A 21,694-nucleotide genomic window follows, 5' to 3' on the forward strand; every position below is an offset into this window, starting at 1 on the left:
AACAGGATCCGGCTGGGCAGGATGCAGCTCTGCCCCGACATCACGCATGCCATCATCACCGCCAACGGCAGAGCCGAGTTCAGGTCGGCGTCGTCGAGCACGATGTGCGCGGACTTGCCGCCCAACTCCAGCAGCGTCTTCTTCACCGTCGGCGCTGCCGATGGCGGCGATGATGGCATGCGTGATGTCGGGGCAGAGCTGCATCCTGCCCAGCCGGATCCTGTTGCCGCGCAGTCGATACGACGAAGGCGTCGAGATCCTCAAGACGATGATGGAGGGCTTCCCGGTCGGTGATCCGTGGACGCCGGGCAACATGCAGGGCCCGCAGATCAGCGAGACGCAACGGAAGAAGGTACTCGGGTTGGTCAAGAGCGGCATCGACTCGGGCGCGCGTCTCGTCACCGGCGGCGGCATTCCGGAGAACCTGCCGACCGGCTACTACACCCAGCCGACCCTGCTCGCCGACGTCGATCCCAATTCCCAAGTGGCACAGGAGGAGATCTTCGGGCCCGTTCTCACCGTCACCCCGTACGACACCGACGACGAGGCGGTCGCGATCGCCAACAACTCGATCTACGGCCTGTCCGGCGAGGTGAGCAGCACTGACGTGGACCGCGCGTTCGACGTGGCCAAGCGCATGCGCACCGGCAACGTGACGATCAACGGTAAGAGCCACTTCGGCATCGGCAGCCCGTTCGGTGGCACCAAGCAGAGCGGTCTGGGCTATCGCAACGGCGAAGAGGGATACAAGGAGTACCTGGAAGCCAAGACCATCGGCATGCCGGAGTGAGCGATGCTTGCGAGCGAACCACGGATATGAGCGACGAAGCCGAGATCTCCGCGCTGCTGTACCGCTACGCACGCGCCGTCGATACCAAGGACTGGGAGCTGTACCGCTCGGTCTTCACCGACGACGCGATCGTGGACTACTCGTCGGCGGGCATCCCGGCGGCCGGCCGCGACGAGATCGCCGAGCTGTTCAGCCAGGCGTTCACCGCGATCCCGTGGAGCATGCACTACATCACGAACATCGAGATCCTCGAGAGCGGTCCGGACACGGCGACGGTCCGCGCGATGTTCTACAACCCGATGCAGCTGTCCGGCATGACCGAGCAAAGCTCTTGTGGCGGTTACTATTTCCACGACCTGGTGCGCACCGCCGACGGCTGGCGCAGCCGCCATCTGCGCGAGGACAACGTGTGGTTCATCAACCGGCCTGACACACCTGCCTCATAACGACACGATTTGCAGCAGAAGTTCGAGAAGCGCGCGACAAAACGTTGGTCGGTGTGACAGCTCAGCTCAGCTCAGCTCAGCACAGCTCAGCTCTGCGCCGCCAGCTGCCCGCACGCGGCGGCGATCTCGCGACCGCGGGTGTCGCGCACCGTGCATGACACGCCGCGCTCCCGCACCCGTCGCACGAACTCGCGTTCGGCGGGCTTGGGACTGGCATCCCATTCGCTGCCGGGCGTCGGGTTCAGCGGTATGACGTTGACGTGGGCCAGCGCACCGAGCGCTCCATGCAGCCGCTTGCCCAAAAGGTCAGCGCGCCAAGGCTGGTCGTTGACATCGCGGATCAACGCATACTCGATCGACACCCGCCGGCCGGTCACGTCGGCGTAGTACCGGGCGGCGTCGAGCGCCTCGGACACCTTCCAGCGGTTGTTCACCGGGACGAGCGTGTCGCGCAGCTCGTCGTCGGGGGCGTGCAACGACAGCGCCAGCGTGACCCCGAGCCGTTCGTCGGCGAGCTTCCGGATCGCCGGCGCCAGCCCGACGGTCGACACGGTGACCGACCGCGCCGAGATACCGAAGCCGTTGGGCGCGGGCGCGATGATCCGCCGCACCGCGGCCAGCACGCGGTTGTAGTTCGCCAGCGGTTCGCCCATCCCCATGAACACGATGTTCGACAGCCTGCCCCCGCGCGCCACCGGCGTGATGCCCTCGCCGTCGCGGTCACGCAGCTCGACCGCGGCCGCGCGCACCTGCTCGAGGATCTCGGCGGTCGACAGGTTGCGCTTGAGGCCGCCCTGGCCGGTCGCGCAGAACGGACACGCCATTCCGCAGCCCGCTTGCGACGAGATGCACACGGTGTTGCGCTGCGGATAACGCATCAGCACCGACTCGAACGTCGTACCGTCCACGGCACGCCACAACACCTTGCGCGTCTCGCCCGCATCGGTCTCGATCTCGCGCACCGCGTGCAGCAGCTCCGGGAACAGCGCCCCGGCCACCTGGTCGCGCACGGCTGCGGGCAGGTCGGTCATCGCGTGCGAGTCCGCGATCAGCCTTCCGTAGTACTGGTTGGCCAACTGCTTGGCGCGAAACGCCGGCAACCCCAGTTCGCTGACGGCTGTGCCGCGCCCACCCTCGTCGAGGTCGGCGAAGTGCCGCGGCGGCATCGAGCGTCGCGGCGGATCGAACACGAGCGGCAGGGCCGCGGAGGGGTCGGGCATGATCGCCACCCAGTATTCCATCGGCCCCGCGAGCAGCTCAGATGAGCGCGTGCCGATGTTCGTCGAGGGGTTCGCCCGCCGCGGTCGCGAAATCCTCGAGGACCTCCGCGAGCAGGTCCCGCTGACGCGGGGGCATCTGGCGCAGCACGCCGCGGATTGCGTTGCGTCGATGGTGGATCACGCGGTCGATCAGCGCTTGCCCGTCTGCGGTGAGCGTAAGCGCGATGTTGCGCCGGTCGGCCGGATCCTCGCGCCGGTCGAGCATGCCGATCTTGAGCAGCCGGTCGCAGATCCTGCTGGCGTTGGACGGGCTGACGCCCAGACCCTCCGCAACTCCCGCGAGGTTCATCGCCCCGCGCGTGGTGATCATCATCATCACCCGCAGCTGTGGCACGGTCACCACATCGTCGACGGTGGAGATCGACGCCGCGGTGATGCCGACCAGAGCCCGCGACGCCCGCATGACCGATTCCACCTGGTCACTCGTCACACCGCCGCGTCCGGCCATGTCCGCCTCACTTCCCCGAAGATAATAGTTATCAAAGCGCAATTGTTTGGTGTTTGCAATTACTGCCGGACGGCAAGTCATCTTCGTATGCAGGCATTGACAGTCACGCCCGGCAAGGCCGGCACCCTCTCCGTCGCCGATGTGGAGGAACCGCATCGCGGATCCGATGATCTGTTGGTAGACGGCCTGGCGATCGGCGTGTGCGGCACCGACAAGGAGATCGCGAGCGGGCAGTACGGCTGGGCGCCCCCCGGCCAGGACTCGCTGGTGATCGGCCATGAATCGCTGGGGCGGGTGGCCGAGGCGCCGTCCGGCAGCACGTTCTCAGCCGGCGACCTGGTGGTGGGTGTGGTGCGCCGGCCCGACCCGGTGCCGTGTCGCGCGTGCGCACACGGCGAGTTCGACATGTGTCGCAATGGCCGCTACACCGAACGCGGCATCAAGGAGATCGACGGCTACGGCAGCAGCCGGTGGCGCGTCGAAACCGACTACGCGGTCGCGCTCGACGACAGCCTCGAGGACGTCGGCATGCTCATGGAGCCGACGACTGTGGTGGCCAAGGCTTGGGAGCAGGTGCGGCGCGTCGGCCAGCGTGCCTACTTCGAACCCGAGCGGGCGCTGATCACCGGCGCCGGTCCCATCGGCCTGCTGGCCGCCCTGCTGTCGGTCCAGCAGGGCCTGGACACCCACATCCTCGACCGCGTCACCGACGGACCCAAACCCGCGATCGCCGCGGCGCTGGGTGCGACGTATCACCACGACGACATCGACGACGTCGCGTCCCGCCTGCAGCCCGACGTGGTGATCGAGGCGACCGGGGCGGGGCCGGTGGTGTTCGGGGCCATCGCCAACACGTCTGCCTACGGCATCGTCTGCCTGACCGGCGTGTCTCCCACCGGACGACGGCTGCAGATCGACGCCGGTGCCGTCAACCGGGAACTGGTGTTGGAGAACGACGCCGTCGTGGGTTCGGTCAACGCCAACCTGCGCCACTACCGGCAGGCCGCCGACGCGCTGGCCAAAGCCGACAAGGATTGGCTCGCCAGCCTGATCACCCGGCGCGTGCCGCTGCACAAGGCCACCGACGCCTTCACCGCGCAGCCCGATGACGTGAAGGTGGTCATCACGCTCGACGACGGGCACTGACCGTGGCAGCGATCGAAGACTATGCGCTGATCGGAGATCTGCAGACCGCGGCGCTCGTCGGCCGCGACGGAGCGGTCGACTGGCTCTGCCTTCCTCACTTCGACTCACCTGCCTGTTTTGCGGCGCTGCTCGGCGGCCAGGACGCCGGGACGTGGCGCGTGGCCCCGGCCGAGGGCGGCCCCGCGACGCGCCGGCAGTACCGCGACGACTCGCTGGTGCTCGAAACCGAGTGGGACACCGACGACGGACGCGTCCGCCTCATCGACTTCATGCCACCGCGCGGAGAGGCCGCCGACGTGGTCCGCATCGTCGAGGGAGTCAGCGGCAAGGTTCCGATGACGATGACCCTGTGCCTGCGCTTCGACTACGGCCACGTGGTGCCGTGGGTGCGCCGCAGCGACGGCGGCGTGTCGGCCATCGCCGGTCCGGACGCGGTCTGGCTGCGCACGCCGGTCCAGACACACGGACACGGATTGACCACCGTCGCCGAGTTCACCGTCGCCGAGGGTCAACGCATTCCGTTCGTCCTCACCCATCAGCTCTCCCATCTGCCACCACCGAAGCCCGCCGACGCCGAGCAGGCGCTGGCGAAAACCGAACGCTGGTGGAGCGACTGGATGAAGCAGTGCCAGTACAACGGCCGCTGGCAGGCCGAGGTGCGCCGCGCCCTGCTGCTGCTCAAAGCGCTCACCTTCACCCCCACCGGCGGCATCCTCGCCGCGGCCACGACGTCACTGCCCGAGCAGGTCGGCGGCCCTCGCAACTGGGACTACCGCTACTGCTGGCTTCGCGACGCCACGTTCACGTTGCAGGCGCTGCTCGGCACCGGCTTCGTCGAGGAGGCCCGGGCGTGGCGCGAATGGCTGGTGCGCGCGGTCGCCGGAGATCCGGCCGACCTGCAGATCATGTACGGCCTCGACGGGCGGCGGCGACTGCCCGAATTCGAACTCCCGTGGCTGCCCGGATACGAGAAGTCTTCCCCGGTGCGGGTCGGCAACGCCGCCGCGGCGCAACTGCAACTCGACGTGTGGGGTGAAGTCCTCGACGGCCTGCACCTGGCCCGCGACGCCGGCCTGCCAACCGACGACACGGCCTGGGACGTCCAATGCGCACTGCTCGACTTCCTGGAGGGCAACTGGACCGAACCCGACTGCAGTCTGTGGGAAATCCGCGGCCCCAGACGCCATTTCGTGCACTCGAAGGTCATGGCGTGGGCCGGGGTGGACCGCGCGGTGCGAACCGTCGAACATCATGACCTGTCGGGACCACTGGACCGATGGCGCCAGCTGCGCGACGAGATTCACGACGACATCTGCAACCGTGGCTACAACGCCGAACGCGGAACCTTCACCCAGTCCTACGGCTCCGACGACCTCGACGCGGCACTGCTGCTGCTCCCCCGCGTCGGCTTCCTGCCCTACGACGATCCCCGCATCGTCGGCACCATCACCGCGGTGCAAGAGGAACTCAGCTGCGACGGGCTGCTGTTGCGCTACCACCCGCAGCGCAGCGACGACGGCCTGCCCGGCGGCGAAGGCGTCTTTCTCGCGTGCAGCTTCTGGCTCGTCGACGCACTGTGTGGCATCGGCCGCGACGACGAAGCCACCGCTCTCTACGAGCGACTGCTCGGGCTGCGCAACGACGTCGGAATGCTCAGCGAGGAGTACGACCCGAAAGCCCAGCGCCATCTCGGCAACACGCCCCAGGCGTTCAGCCTCGTCGGGATGATCAACAGTGCGCGACAGCTCAGCGGACACCACACCACCACCTCGGCACACAGCGGCCAACAGCATCTGCATCCCGACGACTAGGCGGTGACGGACGACAAGTCTTAATTGATTCCCAGGACGCAATCGTTGCGCAACAGCAATCAAAGGCGTAGGACGGAGATAACGGCCCACGCACGGATCGATCCGAAGAGGAGCAGCCATGCCTGATCAGACCGTCGCCGACTACCTGCTCGACCGGTTACGCGCCTGGGGAGTGCGGCAGGTGTTCGCCTATCCCGGTGACGGGATCAACGCGATCCTGGCCGCCTGGGGGCGCGCCGACGACAACCCGCAGTTCATCCAGTCCCGGCACGAGGAGATGAGCGCGTTCGAGGCCGTCGGCTATGCCAAGTTCAGCGGAACCTTCGGGGTCTGCATGGCGACGTCGGGTCCCGGCGCGGTCCATCTTCTCAACGGTCTCTACGACGCCAAACTCGACCACGTCCCGGTCGTGGCGATCGTCGGACAGACCAATCGCAGCGCGATGGGCGGCTCCTACCAGCAGGAGATAGACCTGCTCAGCCTCTACAAAGACGTCGCCGCCGACTACGTGCAGATGGTCACGGTGCCCGAGCAGCTCCCCAATGTCCTCGATCGGGCCATCCGCACCGCGGTGGGACGCCGCGCTCCGACGGCACTGATCATCCCCGCCGACGTCCAGGAGCTGCCTTACAGCCCGCCAGAGCACGCGTTCAAGATGGTGCCGTCGAGTCTCGGCGTCGACTGGCCGGCCGTCACCCCCGACGACGCCGCGATCGGTCGCGCCGCCGAAATCCTCAACGCGGGAACGAAAGTCGCCATGCTCGTCGGCAACGGCGCCCGCGGGGCCGAGGCCGAACTGTCCGAGGTCGCCGACCTGCTCGGCGCCGGAGCGGCCAAAGCGCTGCTGGGCAAGGATGTGCTGTCCGACGAACTCCCGTGGGTGACAGGTTCCATCGGCCTGCTGGGCACGCGACCCAGCTACGAGTTGATGCGCGACTGCGACACGTTGCTCACCATCGGGTCGAGTTTCCCCTACTCCCAATTCCTCCCCGAATTCGGGCAGGCGCGCAGCGTGCAGATCGACATCGACCCCACGCTGATCGGGATGCGCTACCCCTACGACGTCAATCTCGTCGCGGACGCGAAAGCCGGCCTGCGAGCGCTGATCCCCCACCTGAAACGCAAGGCCGACCGCTCGTGGCGAGAGACGATCGAGTCGAACGTCAACCGCTGGTGGGAAACGATGGCCAAGGAGGCCGGCGTCGACACCGAAGTGGTCAACCCGCTGCGCCTGTTCTCCGAATTCTCGGCGCAACTTCCCGACGACGCGATCGTCACCGCCGATTCGGGGTCCGCCGCCAACTGGTACGCCCGGCAGCTTCGCTTCCGCCCGGGCATCCGCGGTTCACTGTCGGGAACACTGGCGACGATGGGCCCCGGCGTCCCGTACGCGATCGGCGCCAAGTTCGCCCACCCCGACCGTCCCGTCGTCGCCTTCGTCGGCGACGGCGCCATGCAGATGAACGGTATGGCCGAGCTGATCACCATCAAGCACTACTACGAGCAGTGGGCCGATCCGCGGCTGATCGTGGCGATCCTGCACAACAACGACCTCAACCAGGTGACGTGGGAGATGCGCGCAATGAACGGATCGCCGAAATTCGCTGCCTCCCAGACACTTCCGGATGTCGACTTCGCCGGATTCGCGGCAAGCCTCGGACTGGGGGCATACACCGTCCGCGACCCCGGCGAGCTGGCCGACGTGTGGCGCTCGGCTCTGTCGGCCGACCGCCCCACCGTGCTCGACGTACACACCGATCCGAACATGCCGCCCATCCCGCCGCACGCCACCTTCGAACAGGCCAAGGCGACCGTCACCGCGGTGCTCAAGGGCGACGAGGACAGCCGCGGCTTCATCAAGCAAGGCCTCAAGACGAAGGTGCAAGAGTTCTTACCGCACTCCCGCTCATGACGAGCACCGACGAGGCCGTACTGCCGAAGGCCCGCGCGGTCACCCCCGCTGTCGCCGTCACCGGCCTGCACGCCGCCGCCTACACCATTCCCACCGACGTGCCGGAGGCCGACGGGACACTGGCGTGGGACCACACCACCCTGGTGGTCGCCAGCGCCGAGTGTGGGCAGGTCACCGGAACAGGGTGGACGTACGGACACCCGGCCTGTGTGGACGTCATCGCCGAGAACCTCGCCGCACACGTCGTCGGTCGCGACGCCCTCGACGTCGGCGGGGCCTTCGACGCCATGACCAAAGCCGTGCGCAACATCGGACGGGGCGGAATCGCCGGGCAGGCGCTCTCCGCGGTCGACGTGGCGCTGTGGGACCTCAAGGCAAGACTGCTCGGCACACCGCTGCACCGGCTCCTCGGCGCGGTCCGCGACACGGTACCGGTATACGGCAGTGGCGGATTCACCACCTACGACCACCATCAGCTGTGCGATCAGTTGAGAGGCTGGGTGCACGACCTCGGCATCCCGCGCGTCAAGATCAAGATCGGGCAGTCGTGGGGAACGTGCACCGCGCGCGACATGTCGCGAATGCACCAGGCCCGCGCGGTGATCGGTTCCAACGCCCAACTGTTCGTCGACGCCAATGGCGCCTACACCGCCAAACAGGCCATCCGGTTGATGTCGGCGGTCGACGAGCTCGAAGTCACCTGGCTGGAGGAACCGGTCTCGTCCGACGACCTCACCGGGCTGCGTGCGGTGCGCGACGCGGTCAGCGCCGATGTCACGGCAGGCGAATACGGTTACCGGTTAGATGATTTCGTCCCGCTGTGCGCCGTGGTGGACTGCCTGCAGGCCGACGTCTCGCGGTGCGGCGGGCTCACCGAGTGGCAGCGCGTGGCCGCCCTGGCCGCCGCGCACCACCTCGACATCTCCGGCCACTGCGCACCGTGGTTGCACGCCAGTGTCGGCGCAGCGACGCCGAACCTACGCCACCTCGAGTGGTTCCACGATCACGCGCGCATCGAGACACGGTACTTCGAGGGCGCGACGCCGCCCGTCGACGGCGCGCTGCGACCCGATCCAGCCAGCGCCGGACACGGCCTCGCCGTACGCAGTCCCGATCTCGAACCGTACCGCGTCCGTTGACACCGAAGGACTTTCGACCATGAGCGCTCTCCTCTACGACAAGCTCGCCGCCGAACTCGACCGTGAAATCGCAGGAGAGATCCGGTTCGACGCCGGATCGCGCGCCGCATACTCCACCGACGCGTCGAACTACCGCCAGGTGCCCATCGGCGTCGTCGTACCCCACACACCCGACGACGCGGCCGCTGCCGTCGCGGTGTGCCGGGACAACGACATCCCCGTGCTCTCCCGCGGCGGCGGCACCAGCCTCGCCGGGCAATGCTGCAACGCCGCAGTGGTGCTCGACTGGAGCAAATACTGCACCCGCGTCCACACCGTCGACACCGACAACGGTACGGCCGTCGTCGAACCGGGCATCAAGCTCGACGTCCTCAATGACCGGCTCGCCCCCACCGGCTGGATGGTCGGACCCAAACCGTCGACACATGTGAGCTGCACGATCGGTGGGATGATCGGCAACAACTCCTGCGGCTCCACCGCGCAGGCGTACGGCAAGATGGTCGATTCGGTTCGCGCGCTGGAGATCTTGACCTACGACGGCGTGCGGCGCTGGGTCGGTGCAGCCGACGACACCGAGGTCGAGCAGATCATCGCCACGGGCGGCCGGGTCGGCGAACTCTACGGCGGGCTACGGTCGATCATTACCGAATTCGCCGACGACATCCGGGCCAAGTACCCCCACATCCCGCGCCGGGTGTCGGGATACAACCTCGACAGCCTGTTGCCGGAGAATGGCTTTCACCTCGCCAAAGCCTTGGTCGGCAGTGAGAGCACCCTGGTCACCCTCACGCGCGCCGAGATCGAACTGGTCCGGCGGCCCGCCGCGAGCGCGCTGGTGCTGTTGGGCTTTAGCGACATCGCCGCCGCCGCGGACGCGGTCCCCGCCGTCCTGGAGCACGAGCCGTCCGCGCTGGAAGGGCTGGACCATCGGCTGGTCGAACTCGAACACTCCCGGCGGCTGGCCGAGAAGGCGCTGCACCAACTTCCGCGCGGCCGCGGCTGGCTCATGGTGCAGATGGACGGCGAAGACCAGGACGACGCCGACCACCGGGCCAAAGCCCTGATCGAGGCGCTGCAGAAGGTGGCCGACTGCGATGCCGCGGTCCTGGACGACCCGCTGCACAAGAAACAGGTGTGGGCGGCCCGCGAGGCCGGCCTCGGGGCGACGGCCTATCCACCGGTCGGCCCGGAGACGCACGAAGGGTGGGAGGACGCGGCGGTCCCGCCACAACGCCTGGGTGACTACCTGCGCGACTTCCGCAAGCTGCTGGACCGCTACGACTACGAATCATCATCCCTCTACGGGCATTTCGGGCAGGGCTGCGTGCACACCCGGATCCCGTTCGACCTGCGCACGGCCGACGGAATCGCCAAATATCGGCGGTTCGCCTACGACGCGGCCCACCTCGTCGTCGACTACGGCGGGTCATTGTCCGGTGAGCACGGCGACGGGCAGTCGCGCGGCGAACTGCTGCCGATCATGTTCGGGGAGCGCGTCGTGCACGCGTTCGAGAAGACCAAGGCACTGTTCGATCCCGGCAATCACATGAACCCGGGGAAGATCGTCCACCCCTACCGCCTCGACGAGAACCTGCGCTTCGGCACCGGGTATCTGCCGATAGAACCCGCGACGGCGTTCGCCTATGCCGAAGACGGGCACCGCTTCTCGCACGCGGCCGCGCGCTGCGTCGGTGTCGGGAAATGTCGCGGCGACGAGTCCGGTGTCATGTGTCCCAGCTATCGCGCCACCGGGGAGGAACACCACTCGACCCGCGGCCGTGCCCGGTTGCTGTTCGAGATGCTGCAAGGCGAGGTGATCACCGACGGGTGGGCCTCGACCGAGGTGCGCGACGCCCTCGACCTCTGCCTCGCCTGCAAGGGCTGCCTGAGTGACTGTCCGGTCAACGTCGACATGGCAACGTACAAGGCGGAGTTCCTCTTTCACCACTACCACCACCGACTGCGCCCGATGGCCCACTACTCGATGGGATGGATTCCGCTGTGGGCGCGGTTGGCGGCGGCGGCGCCCCGGCTGGTCAACGCCGTGGCCCACACACCGCGACTGGACGCCGCGCTCAAAGCCGCCGGCGGAATCGACGGCCACCGCGACGTGCCGCGCTTTGCGGCGCAACGCTTCACCTCGTGGTGGCGCGAGCAGCCCCGTCCGGTCGGTGACCGCGGACCGGTGCTGTTGTGGCCGGACACGTTCACCAACAACTTCGATCCGGCCATCGCGCGCGACGCCGTGGAGGTGCTGCAGTCGGCCGGCTTCACCGTCACCGTTCCCGACCGGACGCTCTGCTGTGGACTGACCTGGATCTCCACCGGTCAACTCGGCGTCGCGAAGAAGGTCCTGGGCCGGACACTGCGGGCGCTGCGGCCCGCGCTGCGCGCCGGCACTCCGGTCCTGGTGCTCGAACCCAGTTGCGCCGCGGTGTTCCGCTCCGATGCGCTCGATCTGCTGCACGGCAACGAAGACGCGCACCGGCTCGCGGCCCAGACCTACACGATCGGTGAACTTCTGCACCGGAAAGCGCCCGACTGGCATCCTCCTCGCAGCGGGGGCCGCGCGCTCGTTCAGCCCCACTGCCACCAGCACGCGGTGCTGCACTACACGCACGAGAAGGAACTCCTCGACGACGCCGGTGTCGACGCAGAGGTACTGGACGCCGGATGTTGCGGTCTGGCAGGCAATTTCGGCTTCCAACGCGGCCATCACGACGTCTCCGTCGCATGTGCCGAGGACAAACTCCTGCCCGCGCTGCGCGCCGTCGAACCCGACACATCGGTGCTCGCCGACGGGTTCAGCTGCCGAACCCAGATCCGTGACCTCGCCGGACACTGCACCCCGCGACACACCGCCTCCGTCCTCGCCGACGCCGTCAGGGCTCGAAAGGAGCAGCCACGATGAGCACCGTCACCGACTCCGACGAGACCGAGACCGACCGGCTGCGCCTGGAGGTCGCCCACTTGCGGGAGAAGCTGGCCGGCCAACCCGCCATCGAACAAGCCAAGGGGATGCTCATGCAGACCTTCGGCATCTCCGCCGACGACGCGTTCGACATCCTTCGCGTGCTGTCGCAGAACAGCAACGTGAGGTTGCGCTGGATCGCGCACTGCATCGTCGAGTCCTGGACGCGGCGCGGTCCTCGTGCCGACTTCGACGCGGCGTCGGAATTTCTGGTGGATCTGCGCGAGCGGTTACGCGCGCTACACGCGACGATGTGCGCTGACTGAAGCCACCGCAGTCTCTGACACTGCGCGCGACACGCCGCGCAGTACCGCCGCTGAGCGCGGGTCTGGGCGCAAGATGCTACGAATGTGGCCCTGCGACGTCTGCCGCACTTGATGCACGCCCACAATCGTGTGCGCCTCGCCGTCGTCCTGCTCCTGCTGGCCGGTGTGCTCGCGCTGATACTGACCAGCTGCCCGAGTAACCGCGACGGGATGCCCGGCAAATTGGCGTCGGCCAAGGAGGAAACGGAGTCGGCGGCGCGCATGGGCGCGCAAGCGCTCGATCTCTGGATCAAGCGCCGGTCGACGGGGAATCTGACCGCGGTGCAACTCAGCGATGCGCGCGACCAGATCGCCAAAGCCTATTCGGGTATCGCGGTACTCAGGGCCGAAGATCCGCAGGACCTACGCCGTCAGTCCCTGCTGACCGAGACGATGACAACCCTCATCGGTCAGCTCAACACCGCCAACGCCGTGGTGCGCGCGGTGGACGGCCAGCCCGACGCGCGGCAACTGCGTCAGTCCATGCTCGACGCCGTCGACCGCCTCACGGCGACGTACCGATGAAACGCATCTTCGCCGTAGCCCTCGGCATCCTCACCGCGATCGGCGGCTTCCTCGACATCGGTGACCTGGTGACCAACGCCGTGGTCGGTTCACGGTTCGGCCTCGGGCTCGTCTGGGTCATACCGGTCGGCGTGCTCGGCATCTGCCTGTTCGCCCAGATGTCCGGCCGGGTGGCTGCGGTCAGCGGACGGGCCACGTTCGAGATCATCCGCGAACGCCTGGGCCCACGCACCGCGGCGGCCAACCTGGGCGCCTCGTTCTTCATCAACCTGATGACCGTCACCGCCGAGATCGGCGGCGTCGCACTGGCTTTGCAGCTGGCCACCGACGTCGGCCCCAACCTCTGGTTCCCGGTGGTGGCATTCGCGGTCTGGGTGGTCATCTGGCGGGTGAAGTTCTCCCACATGGAAAACGTCACCGGCATGCTCGGGCTGGCGCTGATCGTCTTCGCCGTCGCGGTGTTCCTGCTGTCACCCGACTGGGGCGAGCTGGCCGCCCAGGCCACCGGACCCACCATCCCGGAGACCGAATCGGCGGCCACCTACTGGTACTTCGCGGTCGCGTTGTTCGGCGCGGCGATGACGCCTTACGAGGTCTTCTTCTTCTCCTCCGGGGCAGTGGAAGAGGGCTGGACCGTCAAGGACCTCAGCACCTCACGGCTCAACGTGCTGGTCGGATTCCCGCTGGGTGGGGTGCTCTCGGTCGCGATCGCCGCCTGCGCGACAATCGTGCTGCTACCGGCGCAGATCGAGGTCACCTCACTGTCGGAGGTGGTGATGCCGATCGTGGCCGCCGGCGGCCAGCTGGCCCTGGCCTTCGCGATCGTCGGTATCGTCGCCGCCACCTTCGGCGCCGCGCTCGAGACCACCCTGTCCTCGGGTTACACCCTGGCCCAGTTCCTCGGCTGGACGTGGGGCAAATTCCGTCGCCCGGCCGAGGCGTCGCGGTTTCACGTCGTCATGCTCGTGGCGCTGATCGTCTGTACCGCAGTGCTTTTCAGCGGAGTCGACCCCATCCAGGTTACCGAGTTCTCTGTGGTGTTCTCCGCGATCGCGCTGCCGCTGACGTATCTGCCGATCCTGATCGTGGCCAACGATCCCGGTTACATGGGCGACCACGTGAACGGCCGGGTCACCAACGCGTTGGCGTCGGTGTACCTGGTCATCATCCTCGTCGCGTCGCTGGCCGCGATCCCGCTGATGATCGTGACAGGAGCGGGTCAATGAGCTCGTACGACTTTCCCGAAGCCCCGCACCGCGGGCGGCTGCTCGACGCGCGACTGCAGTTACTGGACCGGCAACTCGTCGACGACGACGGCGACCCCGTCGGCATCGTCGACGACCTCGAACTCGACGGCATCTCCGTCGGCGCCGACCTCGACAGCGGCGCTCCGGCGCCCACCGTAAGCGCGATCCTGACCGGCGACGTGCTCATCACCCGTATCTTCGGCGGCCGCCCTCCGGTCTCGCGGATGCAGTCGATCGCCTGGCAGGCGGTCGCCAAGATCGGTGCCGTCGTCCAGGTCAACATCGACGACACCGACCTGGACCCGCCGTGGATCGAGAGGTGGTTGCGCGAACGGCTGATCGTCCACATACCGGGAGGACGCCATGCAGCTGAGTGAGATCCTCGGCCTGCCGGTGTGCGACGCGGACGCGCAGCCGGTGGGCACCGTGATCGACGTCCGGCTGAGCACCCGCGATCGAGGCGATCCCGCCTCCGCCACGCCGCAACTGTTCGGCCTGATCGTCAGCCCGCACACCCGTTCGTCGTATCTCGGTTACGAGCGCTCCGGCGTCAACAAGCCCCGCACGCTGGCCGCACTCCTGCGCTGGCGGCACCGCGGCACGCACCTGGTCCTGTGGAACGACGTCGCCCGCATCGACTCGGATTCCGTGACGCTTCGCGGCGGCTACCGGCGCTATTCGCCCGTCCTGCCGGCGTCGTGACCGGCGCGGCTATGCCAGGAGCGTCAGCACGATCCAGCCGACCACGACCGAGGGCAGCATCGCGTCGATACGGTCCATGATCCCGCCGTGCCCGGGCAGCAGCGAGCCCATGTCCTTGATCTCGAGGTCACGTTTGACCTGAGACTCGACCAGGTCGCCGAGCACTCCGGTGATCACCAGCATCAGGCCCAACGGGACGCCGACCCACGCCGGCTTGTCCAGCAGGAACACCAACGAGAGCACCGCAGCCGCGATGCCGAACAGCAGCGAGCCGCCCAGCCCCTCCCATGACTTCTTCGGGCTGATCGCGGGTGCCAGCAGATGCTTGCCGAACAGCACCCCGGCCGCATAGCCACCGATGTCGGCGAACACGACCGTGGCGATCACCGTGAACACCCGGAAGCCACCGTCGTCCTGGAAGATCAGCAGTGCGCTGAAGCCGGCGAAGAACGGCACCCACGTCGCGAGCAGCACCGAAGCGGAGATGTCGCGCAGGTAGTTGACCGGCTGATGGCGCAGGCCCTGACCGACGAGGCGCCACACCATGCAGACGACGATGGTCCCGCCGTAGGCGCCGAGGAGGCCGGCCGGGCCGAACGGCCAGGTCAGCCAGATCATCGCCTGCCCGCCCAACAGCAGCGGTAGCGCGGGCAGTGCATAGCCCGCGTCACCGAGCCGCCGGATCACCTCGTGGGTAGCGATCGGGATGAAGACCGCCAGCACCGCCAGCCAGCCGATCTTCGCGAACAGCAGCGTGCCGATCGCCATCGCGCCGAGGAGCACTCCGACCGCGATCGCCGCGGGCAGGTCACGGCCCGCCCGCGACTTCTTCTTGGGCGGTTCTTCGACCGGCGTCTCTGCCACGGGAGTCTCGTGCTGTTCGGTCACTAGACCTCCAGCAGTTCGCCTTCTTTGTGCTTGACGAGTTCGTCGATCTGGCTGGTGTAGGTCGCGGTGGACTTGTCGAGATCCTTCTCCGCGCGCGCCACCTCGTCCTCGCCTGCCTCGCCGTCCTTCTTGATGCGGTGCAGCTCTTCCATTGCCTTGCGGCGGATGTTGCGGACCGACACCTTCGCGTCCTCGCCCTTTGCCTTCGCTTGTTTGACGAGGTCGCGGCGGCGCTCCTCGGTCAGCTGCGGGATGGCGACGCGGATGACGTTTCCGTCGTTGGTGGGGTTCACACCGAGGTCGGAGTGGCGGATCGCATCCTCGATGTTGCGCAGCTGGTTGGCCTCGTAAGGCTTGATCACCACCAGCCGGGCCTCGGGCACGTTGATGCTCGACAGTTGTGTGATCGGCGTGGCCGCTCCGTAGTAGTCGACGTGGACGCGCGCGAACATCCCGGGGTTGGCGCGGCCGGTGCGGATCGACGACAGGTCGTCACGCGCGACCGACACCGCCTTCTCCATCTTCTCCTCGGCGTCGAAGAGGGTTTCGTCGATCACGGTGCTTCTCCTTCATCGGCCTGGTGATCCGCGTACGTCGTCTTCGTCGTGCCCCTCGCGCACAGCTCAGGTGGTGACCAGCGTTCCGATCTTCTCACCCGCGACCGCTCGCGCGATATTGCCGTCGGTGAGCAGGTTGAACACCAGGATGGGCATGCCGTTGTCCATGCACAGGCTGAACGCGGTGGCGTCGGCGACCTTCAGTCCGCGGTCGATGACCTCGCGGTGGCTGATCGCGGTGAGCAGCTCGGCGTCGGAATGCTGGCGCGGGTCGGCGGTGAAGACACCGTCGACGGCCTTGGCCATCAGCACCACTTCCGCGCCGATCTCCAGCGCGCGTTGGGCAGCGGTGGTGTCGGTGGAGAAGTACGGCAGACCCATACCGGCCCCGAAGATCACGACGCGCCCCTTCTCGAGATGTCGCACCGCCCGCAGCGGGATGTAGGGCTCGGCGACCTGCCCCATAGTGATCGCGGTCTGGACCCGGGTCGCGATGCCTTCTCTTTCCAGGAAGTCCTGCAGGGCAAGGCTGTTCATGACGGTGCCGAGCATGCCCATGTAGTCGCTTCGGGTGCGTTCCATCCCGCGCTGCTGGAGTTGCGCTCCGCGGAAGAAGTTGCCGCCGCCGATGACGACCGCGACCTGCACGCCGCTGCGGACCACTTCGGCGATCTGGCGCGCCACAAGGTGCACTACGTCCGGGTCGAGGCCCACTTCCCCGCCGCCGAACATCTCGCCGCCGAGCTTGAGCAGGACACGGCTGTACATCGGCCTGATCGAATCCACCGGAGCCGCTTGGCCGGCGACATGTGGCACCGGAGCCGCTTGGCCGGCGACATCTGGCTCCGCCATCCGACTCCTTCGGGGTCCTCGCTGAGATCCCCTTTATCCTGCCTCATCGGCGGCCGAAGAGCCGCGACCGGGTCGCGACTTGCGCAAGTCAGTCCGGCAGATGGGCCGTCAGCAGCCAGGCGGGCACGGACTTGCGTCCTTTCGGCTCGTCGCGCACATCGGTCACCGGGAAGAACTCCTCGAAGCCCTCCGGGAACACGGCGTGGATACGCGCAGGCCTGATCTCGTCGATAGTCCAGTACTTCGACACGACGTCGCGCAGCTCGTCCTCGGTGACCGGGTTGGCCGGACCGTCGGGCATTCCCGACTTGTCGAACACGAGCACGAAGTAGGAGGCGCCCGGCGCCGCGGCTCGCACTATCGAGCGCTGGTAGCCCTCGCGTAGTTCGACCGGCATCGAGTGGAACAGCGTCGAGTCGACGATCGTGCCAAACCGGCCGTCGTAGCCGTCGAAATCGCTGATGTCCGCGACGTCGAAGGTGGCGTTGTCCAGGCCGCGCTTCTCGGCCTCCTCGCGCGCCAGCCTGATCGCGGTCGGCGACTGGTCGAGACCGACCGTGGTGAAACCGCGCTCCGCGAGGTCCAGGGCGATGGCGGCCTCACCGCAACCGGCGTCGAGCACGTCGCCGTGGAACTTGCCCTGCTCGATCAGGGCGGCGAGCTCGGGCTGCGGTTCGCCGATGCTCCACGGCGGCTTGGCGCCGCTCATCTCGGGCGCCTCGCCCTTGTATGCGCTTTCAAACATCTCGCCGGTGGGTTCGGTCATGATTCGTTGATATCAATCTCCTTGATATATGTCAAGATAGTTGACATGGAAGGCGCCCTGGAGGATCAGCCACTGGGTTTCCTGTTGTCCCGGGTGGCGAACGCGTTGCGTGCCGAGGTCACCGCGACGGTCCTCGAACCCCTGGGCGTGGCGTTCCCGCAGTACCTGTGCATGCGGATCCTGTCGCAGCACCCCGGGCGGTCGAACGCCGAGCTGGCCCGCGACTTCAACGTCTCGCCGCAGGCGATGAACATGGTGTTGCGCGGCTTGGAGGACCGCGGCCTGGTCACCCGGCCGCAGCGGGTGACGTCGGGGCGCTCACTACCGGCACAGCTGACCCGCGAGGGCCGAGAGTTGTTGGAGAACAGCAACTCTGGCGTGCGCGCGGCCGAGCGCAAGTTGATGGCCAACCTGTCGCAGCGACAGCAGCACGAGTTCAAGCGGATCCTGGCGACACTCGGTACCGACTGACTTCTGCGAGACTACGGTCCATGAAGATCGTCCTGGCGCCGGACTCGTTCAAGGAGTCGATGACCGCGCCCGAAGCGGTCGCCGCGATGCGCGCCGGCGTGGCAGCGGTGCTGCCGGACGCCGAGGTCGCCGGCGTACCGATGGCCGACGGCGGAGAAGGGACCGTCGACGCCGTCGTCGAAGCGCTGCACGGCCGCCATGTCGAGGTGCCCGTCCGTGATGCGCTGGGACGCACGGTCACCGCTCGATACGGCTTCGTGCCGCTGCGTCAGCTCGCCGTGATCGAGATGGCAGCCGCCGCCGGCCTGGAACTCGTTCCGCCTGCCCTACGAGACATTCTGCGCGCCAGCACCTTTGGCGTAGGTGAGCTGATCCGGTCGGCCTTGGACCGCGGCGCCGAGGACTTCCTGATCGGGCTCGGCGGCTCGGCGACCAACGACGGCGGCACGGGCATGCTCACCGCGCTTGGCGCAAGATTCCTCGACGCCGACGGCGCGCCGCTCACACCGGGCGGCGCGGATCTCGAACGCCTGGAACACATCGACCTCACGGGCCTCGATCCCCGGCTGCGCGATGCGCGTATCCGGGTGGCCTGCGACGTCACCGCGCCACTGCTCGGGCCCGGCGGCGCCAGCGCGGTGTTCGGGCCGCAGAAGGGGGCGACCCCCTCCGACGTGACGCGTCTCGAGTGCGGGTTGTCGCGGCTGGCCACTGTTGCCTCCGCGACTCTCGGCGGCACCCAGCCGCAGCGCCCAGGGGCGGGCGCAGCCGGCGGCATGGGTTTTGCGCTCGTCGAATTCCTCGGCGCCACAAGCAGACCGGGTGTCGAAGAAGTCGCCGAAACCGTCGGTCTGGATCGAGCGCTGCACGGTGCCGACTGGGTGTTCACCGGTGAAGGCAGCGTGGACGCGCAGACAGTCATGGGCAAGACGCCGTTCGGCGTCGCTGCGGCCGCGGCGCGCGTCGGCGTCCCGGTGATCGTCTTCGCCGGCCGGGTAGGCGCGGACGCCACGGTGCTGCTGGATCACGGCGTCGAGCGGATGGTCGCGATCACCGCCGAAGGAACCCCGATCGAACAGGCGCTGCGTGACGGTGCTGCGGCGCTCACCCGCGCCACGGCCGACGTCTGCCGCGACCTCTCCTAGCGCGGGTCTTTCAGCCCTGGATGCGCCGCCAGGGCCGTGCTTCCTCGAGTTCGTACGCGAGCCGCAACAACCGGCCCTCGTGGCCCACCGGTGCTGCGAACATCATCCCGATCGGCAGGCCGCTCGCGGATTCGGCGAGCGGCAGCGAGATCGCCGGCTCGCCGGTGGCGTTCTGCAGCGGCGTGAACGCAACCCATTCGACGAGGCGGTCGATGATCTGCTGGTAGTCCAGCGTCGGGTCGAAGTGGCCGATCCGCGGTGTGGCGTCGGCCAGCGTCGGCGTCAGCACCACGTCGTAGGTCTCGGTGAGGCGCGAGGTGATCCGGCGCACCCGCGCCAGCCGCGCGATCGCCCACGGCACTCGATGCAGGTTTCGCGACGCGTTGCGGTCGAGGCCCAGCGTCAGGTTGTCGAGGCGTCCGCGGTCGAAAGTGGGACCCAACGTGCGGCGTCCGCTGCGAACGAGGGCGAACGCCAAAAACGACCAGTACAGCAGGAAGTCCGTCATGAAGTGCGACGGCACGGGGTTGTCGATGGTGGTGACCTTGTGTCCCAGCTCCTCGAGCAGCGCCGCGTTCTTCAGCGTCAGCTCACGCACCTCCGGGCTGGCTTCTCGGGCGATCGACTGGGTGCACACCGCGATCCGCAGCCGCTGCCCGCCGGAGCTGGTGACGTCGCCGATCTGCGGCAGCCGCGGGTTGCGGTACACCCGCTCCATCTCGCGGTAGAAGGCCGCGGTGTCGCGCACGGACCGGGTGACCACGCCGTTGGCGACAATGCGCAGCGGCATCTGGCGCAGCTTGCTGTCCAGCGGCAAGCGGCCACGCGACGGCTTGAGCCCCACCAAACCGTTGCAGGCCGCCGGGATCCTGATAGAGCCACCACCGTCGTTGGCGTGTGCGATCGGCACCGCGCCGGCCGCGACGAACGCCGCCGATCCCGACGACGACGCGCCCGCGGTGTGCTCGGGGTTCCACGGGTTGCGCACCGGGCCGAGCCGCGGATGTTCAGCCGAGGCGCTGAAGCCAAACTCGGACATTCGCGTTTTGCCCAGCGTGACCAGGCCCGTCTGCACGAACGAGCGCGCGAACGCGCCGTGTGCGCGTTCCGGGCGGGGCTCCCACGCGTCGGTACCGCTCATCGTCGGCATGCCCTCGACCGCCACGTTGTCCTTCTGATAGGACGGCACCCCGGCGAAGTAGCCACCGGACCGGCGGGGCGCGGCGGCATCGGTGCGGGCCCGGTCGAATGCCTCGAACGCCACGCCGTTCAGCGCCGGGTTGAGGCGCTCCGTGCGGGCGATGGCGGCGTCGACGAGTTCGATTGGCGATACCTCACGCGAAGCGAGCGCTTGCACCATCCCGACAGCATCGAGATCACCGAGTGCGTCGTCGCCGAAGGCGTGTATGCGTTCCATGCCGTGACGGTACCAACTCGTACCGTGGCGCCGTCAGAGCATGCTCAGCACAGGAGGCTTACGCCTGGCCGACCTCGAAGCGGACGAACCGGGTCACGGTCACGCCCGCCTCGTCCAGCAGAGCCTTGACGGTCTTCTTGTTGTCGGACACCGACGGCTGGTCGAGCAGCACGACGTCCTTGTAGAAGCCGGTGACCCTGCCCTCGACGATCTTCGGCAGCGCCTGCTCGGGCTTGCCCTCGTTGCGGGCCGTCTCCTCGGCGATACGGCGCTCGTTGGCGACGACATCCTCGGGCACGTCCTCGCGGGTGAGGTACTTGGCCTTGAGCGCGGCGATCTGCAGGGCGACCGCGTGAGCGGCGGACTTGTCGTCTCCGGTGTACTCGACCAGTACGCCGACGCCCGGCGGCAGGTCCGCGGCGCGCTTGTGCAGATAGGTCTCGACAGTGCCGTCGAAGTAGGCGACGCGGCGCAGCTCGAGCTTCTCGCCGATCTTCGCCGACAGGTCCGCGATGAGCTGTTCGACGGTCTGGTCACCGACCTTGGCGGACTTGAGCGCGTCGACGTCGCCCGCCTTGGCGGCGGCCGCCGCGGCGACGATCTGCTCGGCGACCGACTGGAACTCGGCGTTCTTGGCGACGAAGTCGGTCTCGGAGTTCAGCTCGATCAGCGCGCCGTCCTTCGCGGCGACCAGGCCCTCGGCCGTCGCGCGCTCGGCGCGCTTACCGACATCTTTGGCGCCCTTGATGCGCAGCAGCTCGACGGCCTTGTCGAAGTCGCCGTCGGCCTCGACGAGCGCGTTCTTGCTGTCGAGCATGCCGGCGCCGGTCAGCTCCCGCAGTCGCTTGACGTCGGCGGCGGTGTAGTTGGCCATAT

At 67.8% G+C, this 21,694-nt stretch carries 22 protein-coding genes and 1 pseudogene; 14 read left to right on the forward strand and 9 right to left on the reverse strand.

What is annotated here, in order from left to right:
• The coding region (locus A5663_RS22410; RefSeq protein ID WP_369816568.1) for an aldehyde dehydrogenase family protein at window positions 1–179 on the reverse strand (179 nt) is incomplete at its 3' end.
• On the opposite strand from A5663_RS22410, the pseudogene A5663_RS00420 reads away from it, so the two are divergent.
• A pseudogene (locus A5663_RS00420) lies at window positions 149–790 on the forward strand (aldehyde dehydrogenase family protein); the annotation flags it as partial. The gene A5663_RS22410 and the pseudogene A5663_RS00420 overlap by 31 nt on opposite strands.
• Window positions 791–816: 26 nt before the next feature.
• On the forward strand, window positions 817–1,236 hold the full coding sequence (locus A5663_RS00425) for a nuclear transport factor 2 family protein (protein ID WP_068142938.1): 420 nt from the start codon (window positions 817–819) through the stop codon (window positions 1,234–1,236).
• 86 nt (window positions 1,237–1,322) lie between these two features.
• On the opposite strand, the gene rlmN is transcribed toward A5663_RS00425, so the two are convergent.
• Together rlmN and A5663_RS00435 are read right to left on the reverse strand one after the other, a co-directional pair.
• Window positions 1,323–2,456, reverse strand: a complete 1,134-nt coding sequence (gene rlmN / locus A5663_RS00430; protein ID WP_068142978.1) for a 23S rRNA (adenine(2503)-C(2))-methyltransferase RlmN — start codon at window positions 2,454–2,456, stop codon at window positions 1,323–1,325.
• Window positions 2,457–2,493: 37 nt separating this feature from the next.
• On the reverse strand, window positions 2,494–2,964 hold the full coding sequence (locus A5663_RS00435; RefSeq protein WP_068142939.1) for a MarR family winged helix-turn-helix transcriptional regulator: 471 nt from the start codon (window positions 2,962–2,964) through the stop codon (window positions 2,494–2,496).
• A gap of 87 nt (window positions 2,965–3,051) precedes the next feature.
• On the opposite strand from A5663_RS00435, the gene A5663_RS00440 reads away from it, so the two are divergent.
• From A5663_RS00440 to A5663_RS00485, 10 genes are all read left to right on the forward strand, one after another.
• Window positions 3,052–4,110 (forward strand): glucose 1-dehydrogenase, encoded by a 1,059-nt coding sequence (locus A5663_RS00440; protein ID WP_068142940.1) that lies wholly within the window; start codon window positions 3,052–3,054, stop codon window positions 4,108–4,110.
• Window positions 4,107–5,921 (forward strand): glycoside hydrolase family 15 protein, encoded by a 1,815-nt coding sequence (locus tag A5663_RS00445; protein WP_197503251.1) that lies wholly within the window; start codon window positions 4,107–4,109, stop codon window positions 5,919–5,921. The genes A5663_RS00440 and A5663_RS00445 overlap by 4 nt, the downstream gene beginning before the upstream one ends.
• A gap of 118 nt (window positions 5,922–6,039) precedes the next feature.
• Window positions 6,040–7,833, forward strand: coding sequence for a thiamine pyrophosphate-requiring protein (locus A5663_RS00450; protein ID WP_068142942.1), 1,794 nt, complete (start codon window positions 6,040–6,042; stop codon window positions 7,831–7,833).
• Window positions 7,830–8,972: an enolase C-terminal domain-like protein gene (locus A5663_RS00455; protein ID WP_068142943.1), complete on the forward strand. Its 1,143-nt coding sequence runs from the start codon at window positions 7,830–7,832 to the stop codon at window positions 8,970–8,972. The genes A5663_RS00450 and A5663_RS00455 overlap by 4 nt, the downstream gene beginning before the upstream one ends.
• Before the next feature lie 19 nt (window positions 8,973–8,991).
• Window positions 8,992–11,883, forward strand: coding sequence for an FAD-binding and (Fe-S)-binding domain-containing protein (locus tag A5663_RS00460; protein WP_068142944.1), 2,892 nt, complete (start codon window positions 8,992–8,994; stop codon window positions 11,881–11,883).
• On the forward strand, window positions 11,880–12,209 hold the full coding sequence (locus A5663_RS00465; protein WP_068142945.1) for an ANTAR domain-containing response regulator: 330 nt from the start codon (window positions 11,880–11,882) through the stop codon (window positions 12,207–12,209). The genes A5663_RS00460 and A5663_RS00465 overlap by 4 nt, the downstream gene beginning before the upstream one ends.
• A gap of 84 nt (window positions 12,210–12,293) precedes the next feature.
• On the forward strand, window positions 12,294–12,773 hold the full coding sequence (locus tag A5663_RS00470; RefSeq protein WP_231976639.1) for a hypothetical protein: 480 nt from the start codon (window positions 12,294–12,296) through the stop codon (window positions 12,771–12,773).
• On the forward strand, window positions 12,770–13,999 hold the full coding sequence (locus A5663_RS00475; RefSeq protein WP_068142946.1) for an NRAMP family divalent metal transporter: 1,230 nt from the start codon (window positions 12,770–12,772) through the stop codon (window positions 13,997–13,999). Before A5663_RS00470 ends, A5663_RS00475 begins: the two co-directional genes overlap by 4 nt.
• Window positions 13,996–14,397: a hypothetical protein gene (locus A5663_RS00480; protein WP_068142947.1), complete on the forward strand. Its 402-nt coding sequence runs from the start codon at window positions 13,996–13,998 to the stop codon at window positions 14,395–14,397. The genes A5663_RS00475 and A5663_RS00480 overlap by 4 nt, the downstream gene beginning before the upstream one ends.
• Window positions 14,384–14,722, forward strand: a complete 339-nt coding sequence (locus A5663_RS00485) for a hypothetical protein (protein WP_068142948.1) — start codon at window positions 14,384–14,386, stop codon at window positions 14,720–14,722. The genes A5663_RS00480 and A5663_RS00485 overlap by 14 nt, the downstream gene beginning before the upstream one ends.
• A 9-nt stretch (window positions 14,723–14,731) precedes the next feature.
• On the opposite strand, the gene A5663_RS00490 is transcribed toward A5663_RS00485, so the two are convergent.
• From A5663_RS00490 to A5663_RS00505, 4 genes are all read right to left on the reverse strand, one after another.
• Complete coding sequence (locus A5663_RS00490) at window positions 14,732–15,610, reverse strand: phosphatidate cytidylyltransferase (RefSeq protein WP_068142949.1); 879 nt, start codon at window positions 15,608–15,610, stop codon at window positions 14,732–14,734.
• Complete coding sequence (gene frr, locus A5663_RS00495) at window positions 15,610–16,167, reverse strand: ribosome recycling factor (RefSeq protein WP_068142950.1); 558 nt, start codon at window positions 16,165–16,167, stop codon at window positions 15,610–15,612. The genes A5663_RS00490 and frr overlap by 1 nt, the downstream gene beginning before the upstream one ends.
• Window positions 16,168–16,233: 66 nt before the next feature.
• Window positions 16,234–17,019 carry a UMP kinase gene (pyrH, locus tag A5663_RS00500; protein ID WP_068142951.1) on the reverse strand — a complete coding sequence of 262 codons (786 nt, stop codon included), beginning with the start codon at window positions 17,017–17,019 and terminating at the stop codon, window positions 16,234–16,236.
• 88 nt (window positions 17,020–17,107) lie between these two features.
• Window positions 17,108–17,785 (reverse strand): class I SAM-dependent methyltransferase, encoded by a 678-nt coding sequence (locus A5663_RS00505; protein ID WP_068142952.1) that lies wholly within the window; start codon window positions 17,783–17,785, stop codon window positions 17,108–17,110.
• A 45-nt stretch (window positions 17,786–17,830) separates the two neighbouring features.
• Between A5663_RS00505 and A5663_RS00510 the strand changes: the two genes are divergently transcribed.
• Window positions 17,831–18,256 carry a MarR family winged helix-turn-helix transcriptional regulator gene (locus A5663_RS00510; RefSeq protein ID WP_068142953.1) on the forward strand — a complete coding sequence of 142 codons (426 nt, stop codon included), beginning with the start codon at window positions 17,831–17,833 and terminating at the stop codon, window positions 18,254–18,256.
• A 20-nt stretch (window positions 18,257–18,276) separates the two neighbouring features.
• Window positions 18,277–19,401 (forward strand): glycerate kinase, encoded by a 1,125-nt coding sequence (locus A5663_RS00515; protein WP_068142954.1) that lies wholly within the window; start codon window positions 18,277–18,279, stop codon window positions 19,399–19,401.
• A 10-nt stretch (window positions 19,402–19,411) separates the two neighbouring features.
• Here A5663_RS00515 and A5663_RS00520 read toward each other — a convergent pair whose 3' ends face one another.
• Together A5663_RS00520 and tsf are read right to left on the reverse strand one after the other, a co-directional pair.
• Entirely contained in the window at window positions 19,412–20,818 is a 1,407-nt protein-coding gene (locus tag A5663_RS00520) for an amidase (RefSeq protein WP_068142955.1), read from the reverse strand.
• A gap of 58 nt (window positions 20,819–20,876) precedes the next feature.
• Entirely contained in the window at window positions 20,877–21,692 is an 816-nt protein-coding gene (gene tsf / locus A5663_RS00525; RefSeq protein ID WP_068142956.1) for a translation elongation factor Ts, read from the reverse strand.
• Between the last annotated feature and the right edge of the window lie 2 nt (window positions 21,693–21,694).

It is taken from the genome of Mycobacterium sp. E740, assembly GCF_001672895.1.
Lineage (GTDB): Bacteria > Actinomycetota > Actinomycetes > Mycobacteriales > Mycobacteriaceae > Mycobacterium.

Bases quoted from the DNA above. Each gene is read 5' to 3' on its own strand.
- tsf (WP_068142956.1), bottom strand. From the start codon at position 21,692: ATGGCCAACTACACCGCCGCCGACGTCAAGCGACTGCGGGAGCTGACC.
- A5663_RS00440 (WP_068142940.1), top strand. From the start codon at position 3,052: ATGCAGGCATTGACAGTCACGCCCGGCAAGGCCGGCACCCTCTCCGTC.
- A5663_RS00465 (WP_068142945.1), top strand. From the start codon at position 11,880: ATGAGCACCGTCACCGACTCCGACGAGACCGAGACCGACCGGCTGCGC.
- A5663_RS00510 (WP_068142953.1), top strand. From the start codon at position 17,831: ATGGAAGGCGCCCTGGAGGATCAGCCACTGGGTTTCCTGTTGTCCCGG.
- A5663_RS00450 (WP_068142942.1), top strand. From the start codon at position 6,040: ATGCCTGATCAGACCGTCGCCGACTACCTGCTCGACCGGTTACGCGCC.
- A5663_RS00455 (WP_068142943.1), top strand. From the start codon at position 7,830: ATGACGAGCACCGACGAGGCCGTACTGCCGAAGGCCCGCGCGGTCACC.
- A5663_RS00460 (WP_068142944.1), top strand. From the start codon at position 8,992: ATGAGCGCTCTCCTCTACGACAAGCTCGCCGCCGAACTCGACCGTGAA.
- A5663_RS00475 (WP_068142946.1), top strand. From the start codon at position 12,770: ATGAAACGCATCTTCGCCGTAGCCCTCGGCATCCTCACCGCGATCGGC.
- A5663_RS00425 (WP_068142938.1), top strand. From the start codon at position 817: ATGAGCGACGAAGCCGAGATCTCCGCGCTGCTGTACCGCTACGCACGC.
- A5663_RS00505 (WP_068142952.1), bottom strand. From the start codon at position 17,785: ATGACCGAACCCACCGGCGAGATGTTTGAAAGCGCATACAAGGGCGAG.
- A5663_RS00480 (WP_068142947.1), top strand. From the start codon at position 13,996: ATGAGCTCGTACGACTTTCCCGAAGCCCCGCACCGCGGGCGGCTGCTC.
- pyrH (WP_068142951.1), bottom strand. From the start codon at position 17,019: ATGGCGGAGCCAGATGTCGCCGGCCAAGCGGCTCCGGTGCCACATGTC.
- A5663_RS00435 (WP_068142939.1), bottom strand. From the start codon at position 2,964: ATGGCCGGACGCGGCGGTGTGACGAGTGACCAGGTGGAATCGGTCATG.
- rlmN (WP_068142978.1), bottom strand. From the start codon at position 2,456: ATGCCCGACCCCTCCGCGGCCCTGCCGCTCGTGTTCGATCCGCCGCGA.
- A5663_RS00520 (WP_068142955.1), bottom strand. From the start codon at position 20,818: ATGGAACGCATACACGCCTTCGGCGACGACGCACTCGGTGATCTCGAT.
- A5663_RS00515 (WP_068142954.1), top strand. From the start codon at position 18,277: ATGAAGATCGTCCTGGCGCCGGACTCGTTCAAGGAGTCGATGACCGCG.
- A5663_RS00485 (WP_068142948.1), top strand. From the start codon at position 14,384: ATGCAGCTGAGTGAGATCCTCGGCCTGCCGGTGTGCGACGCGGACGCG.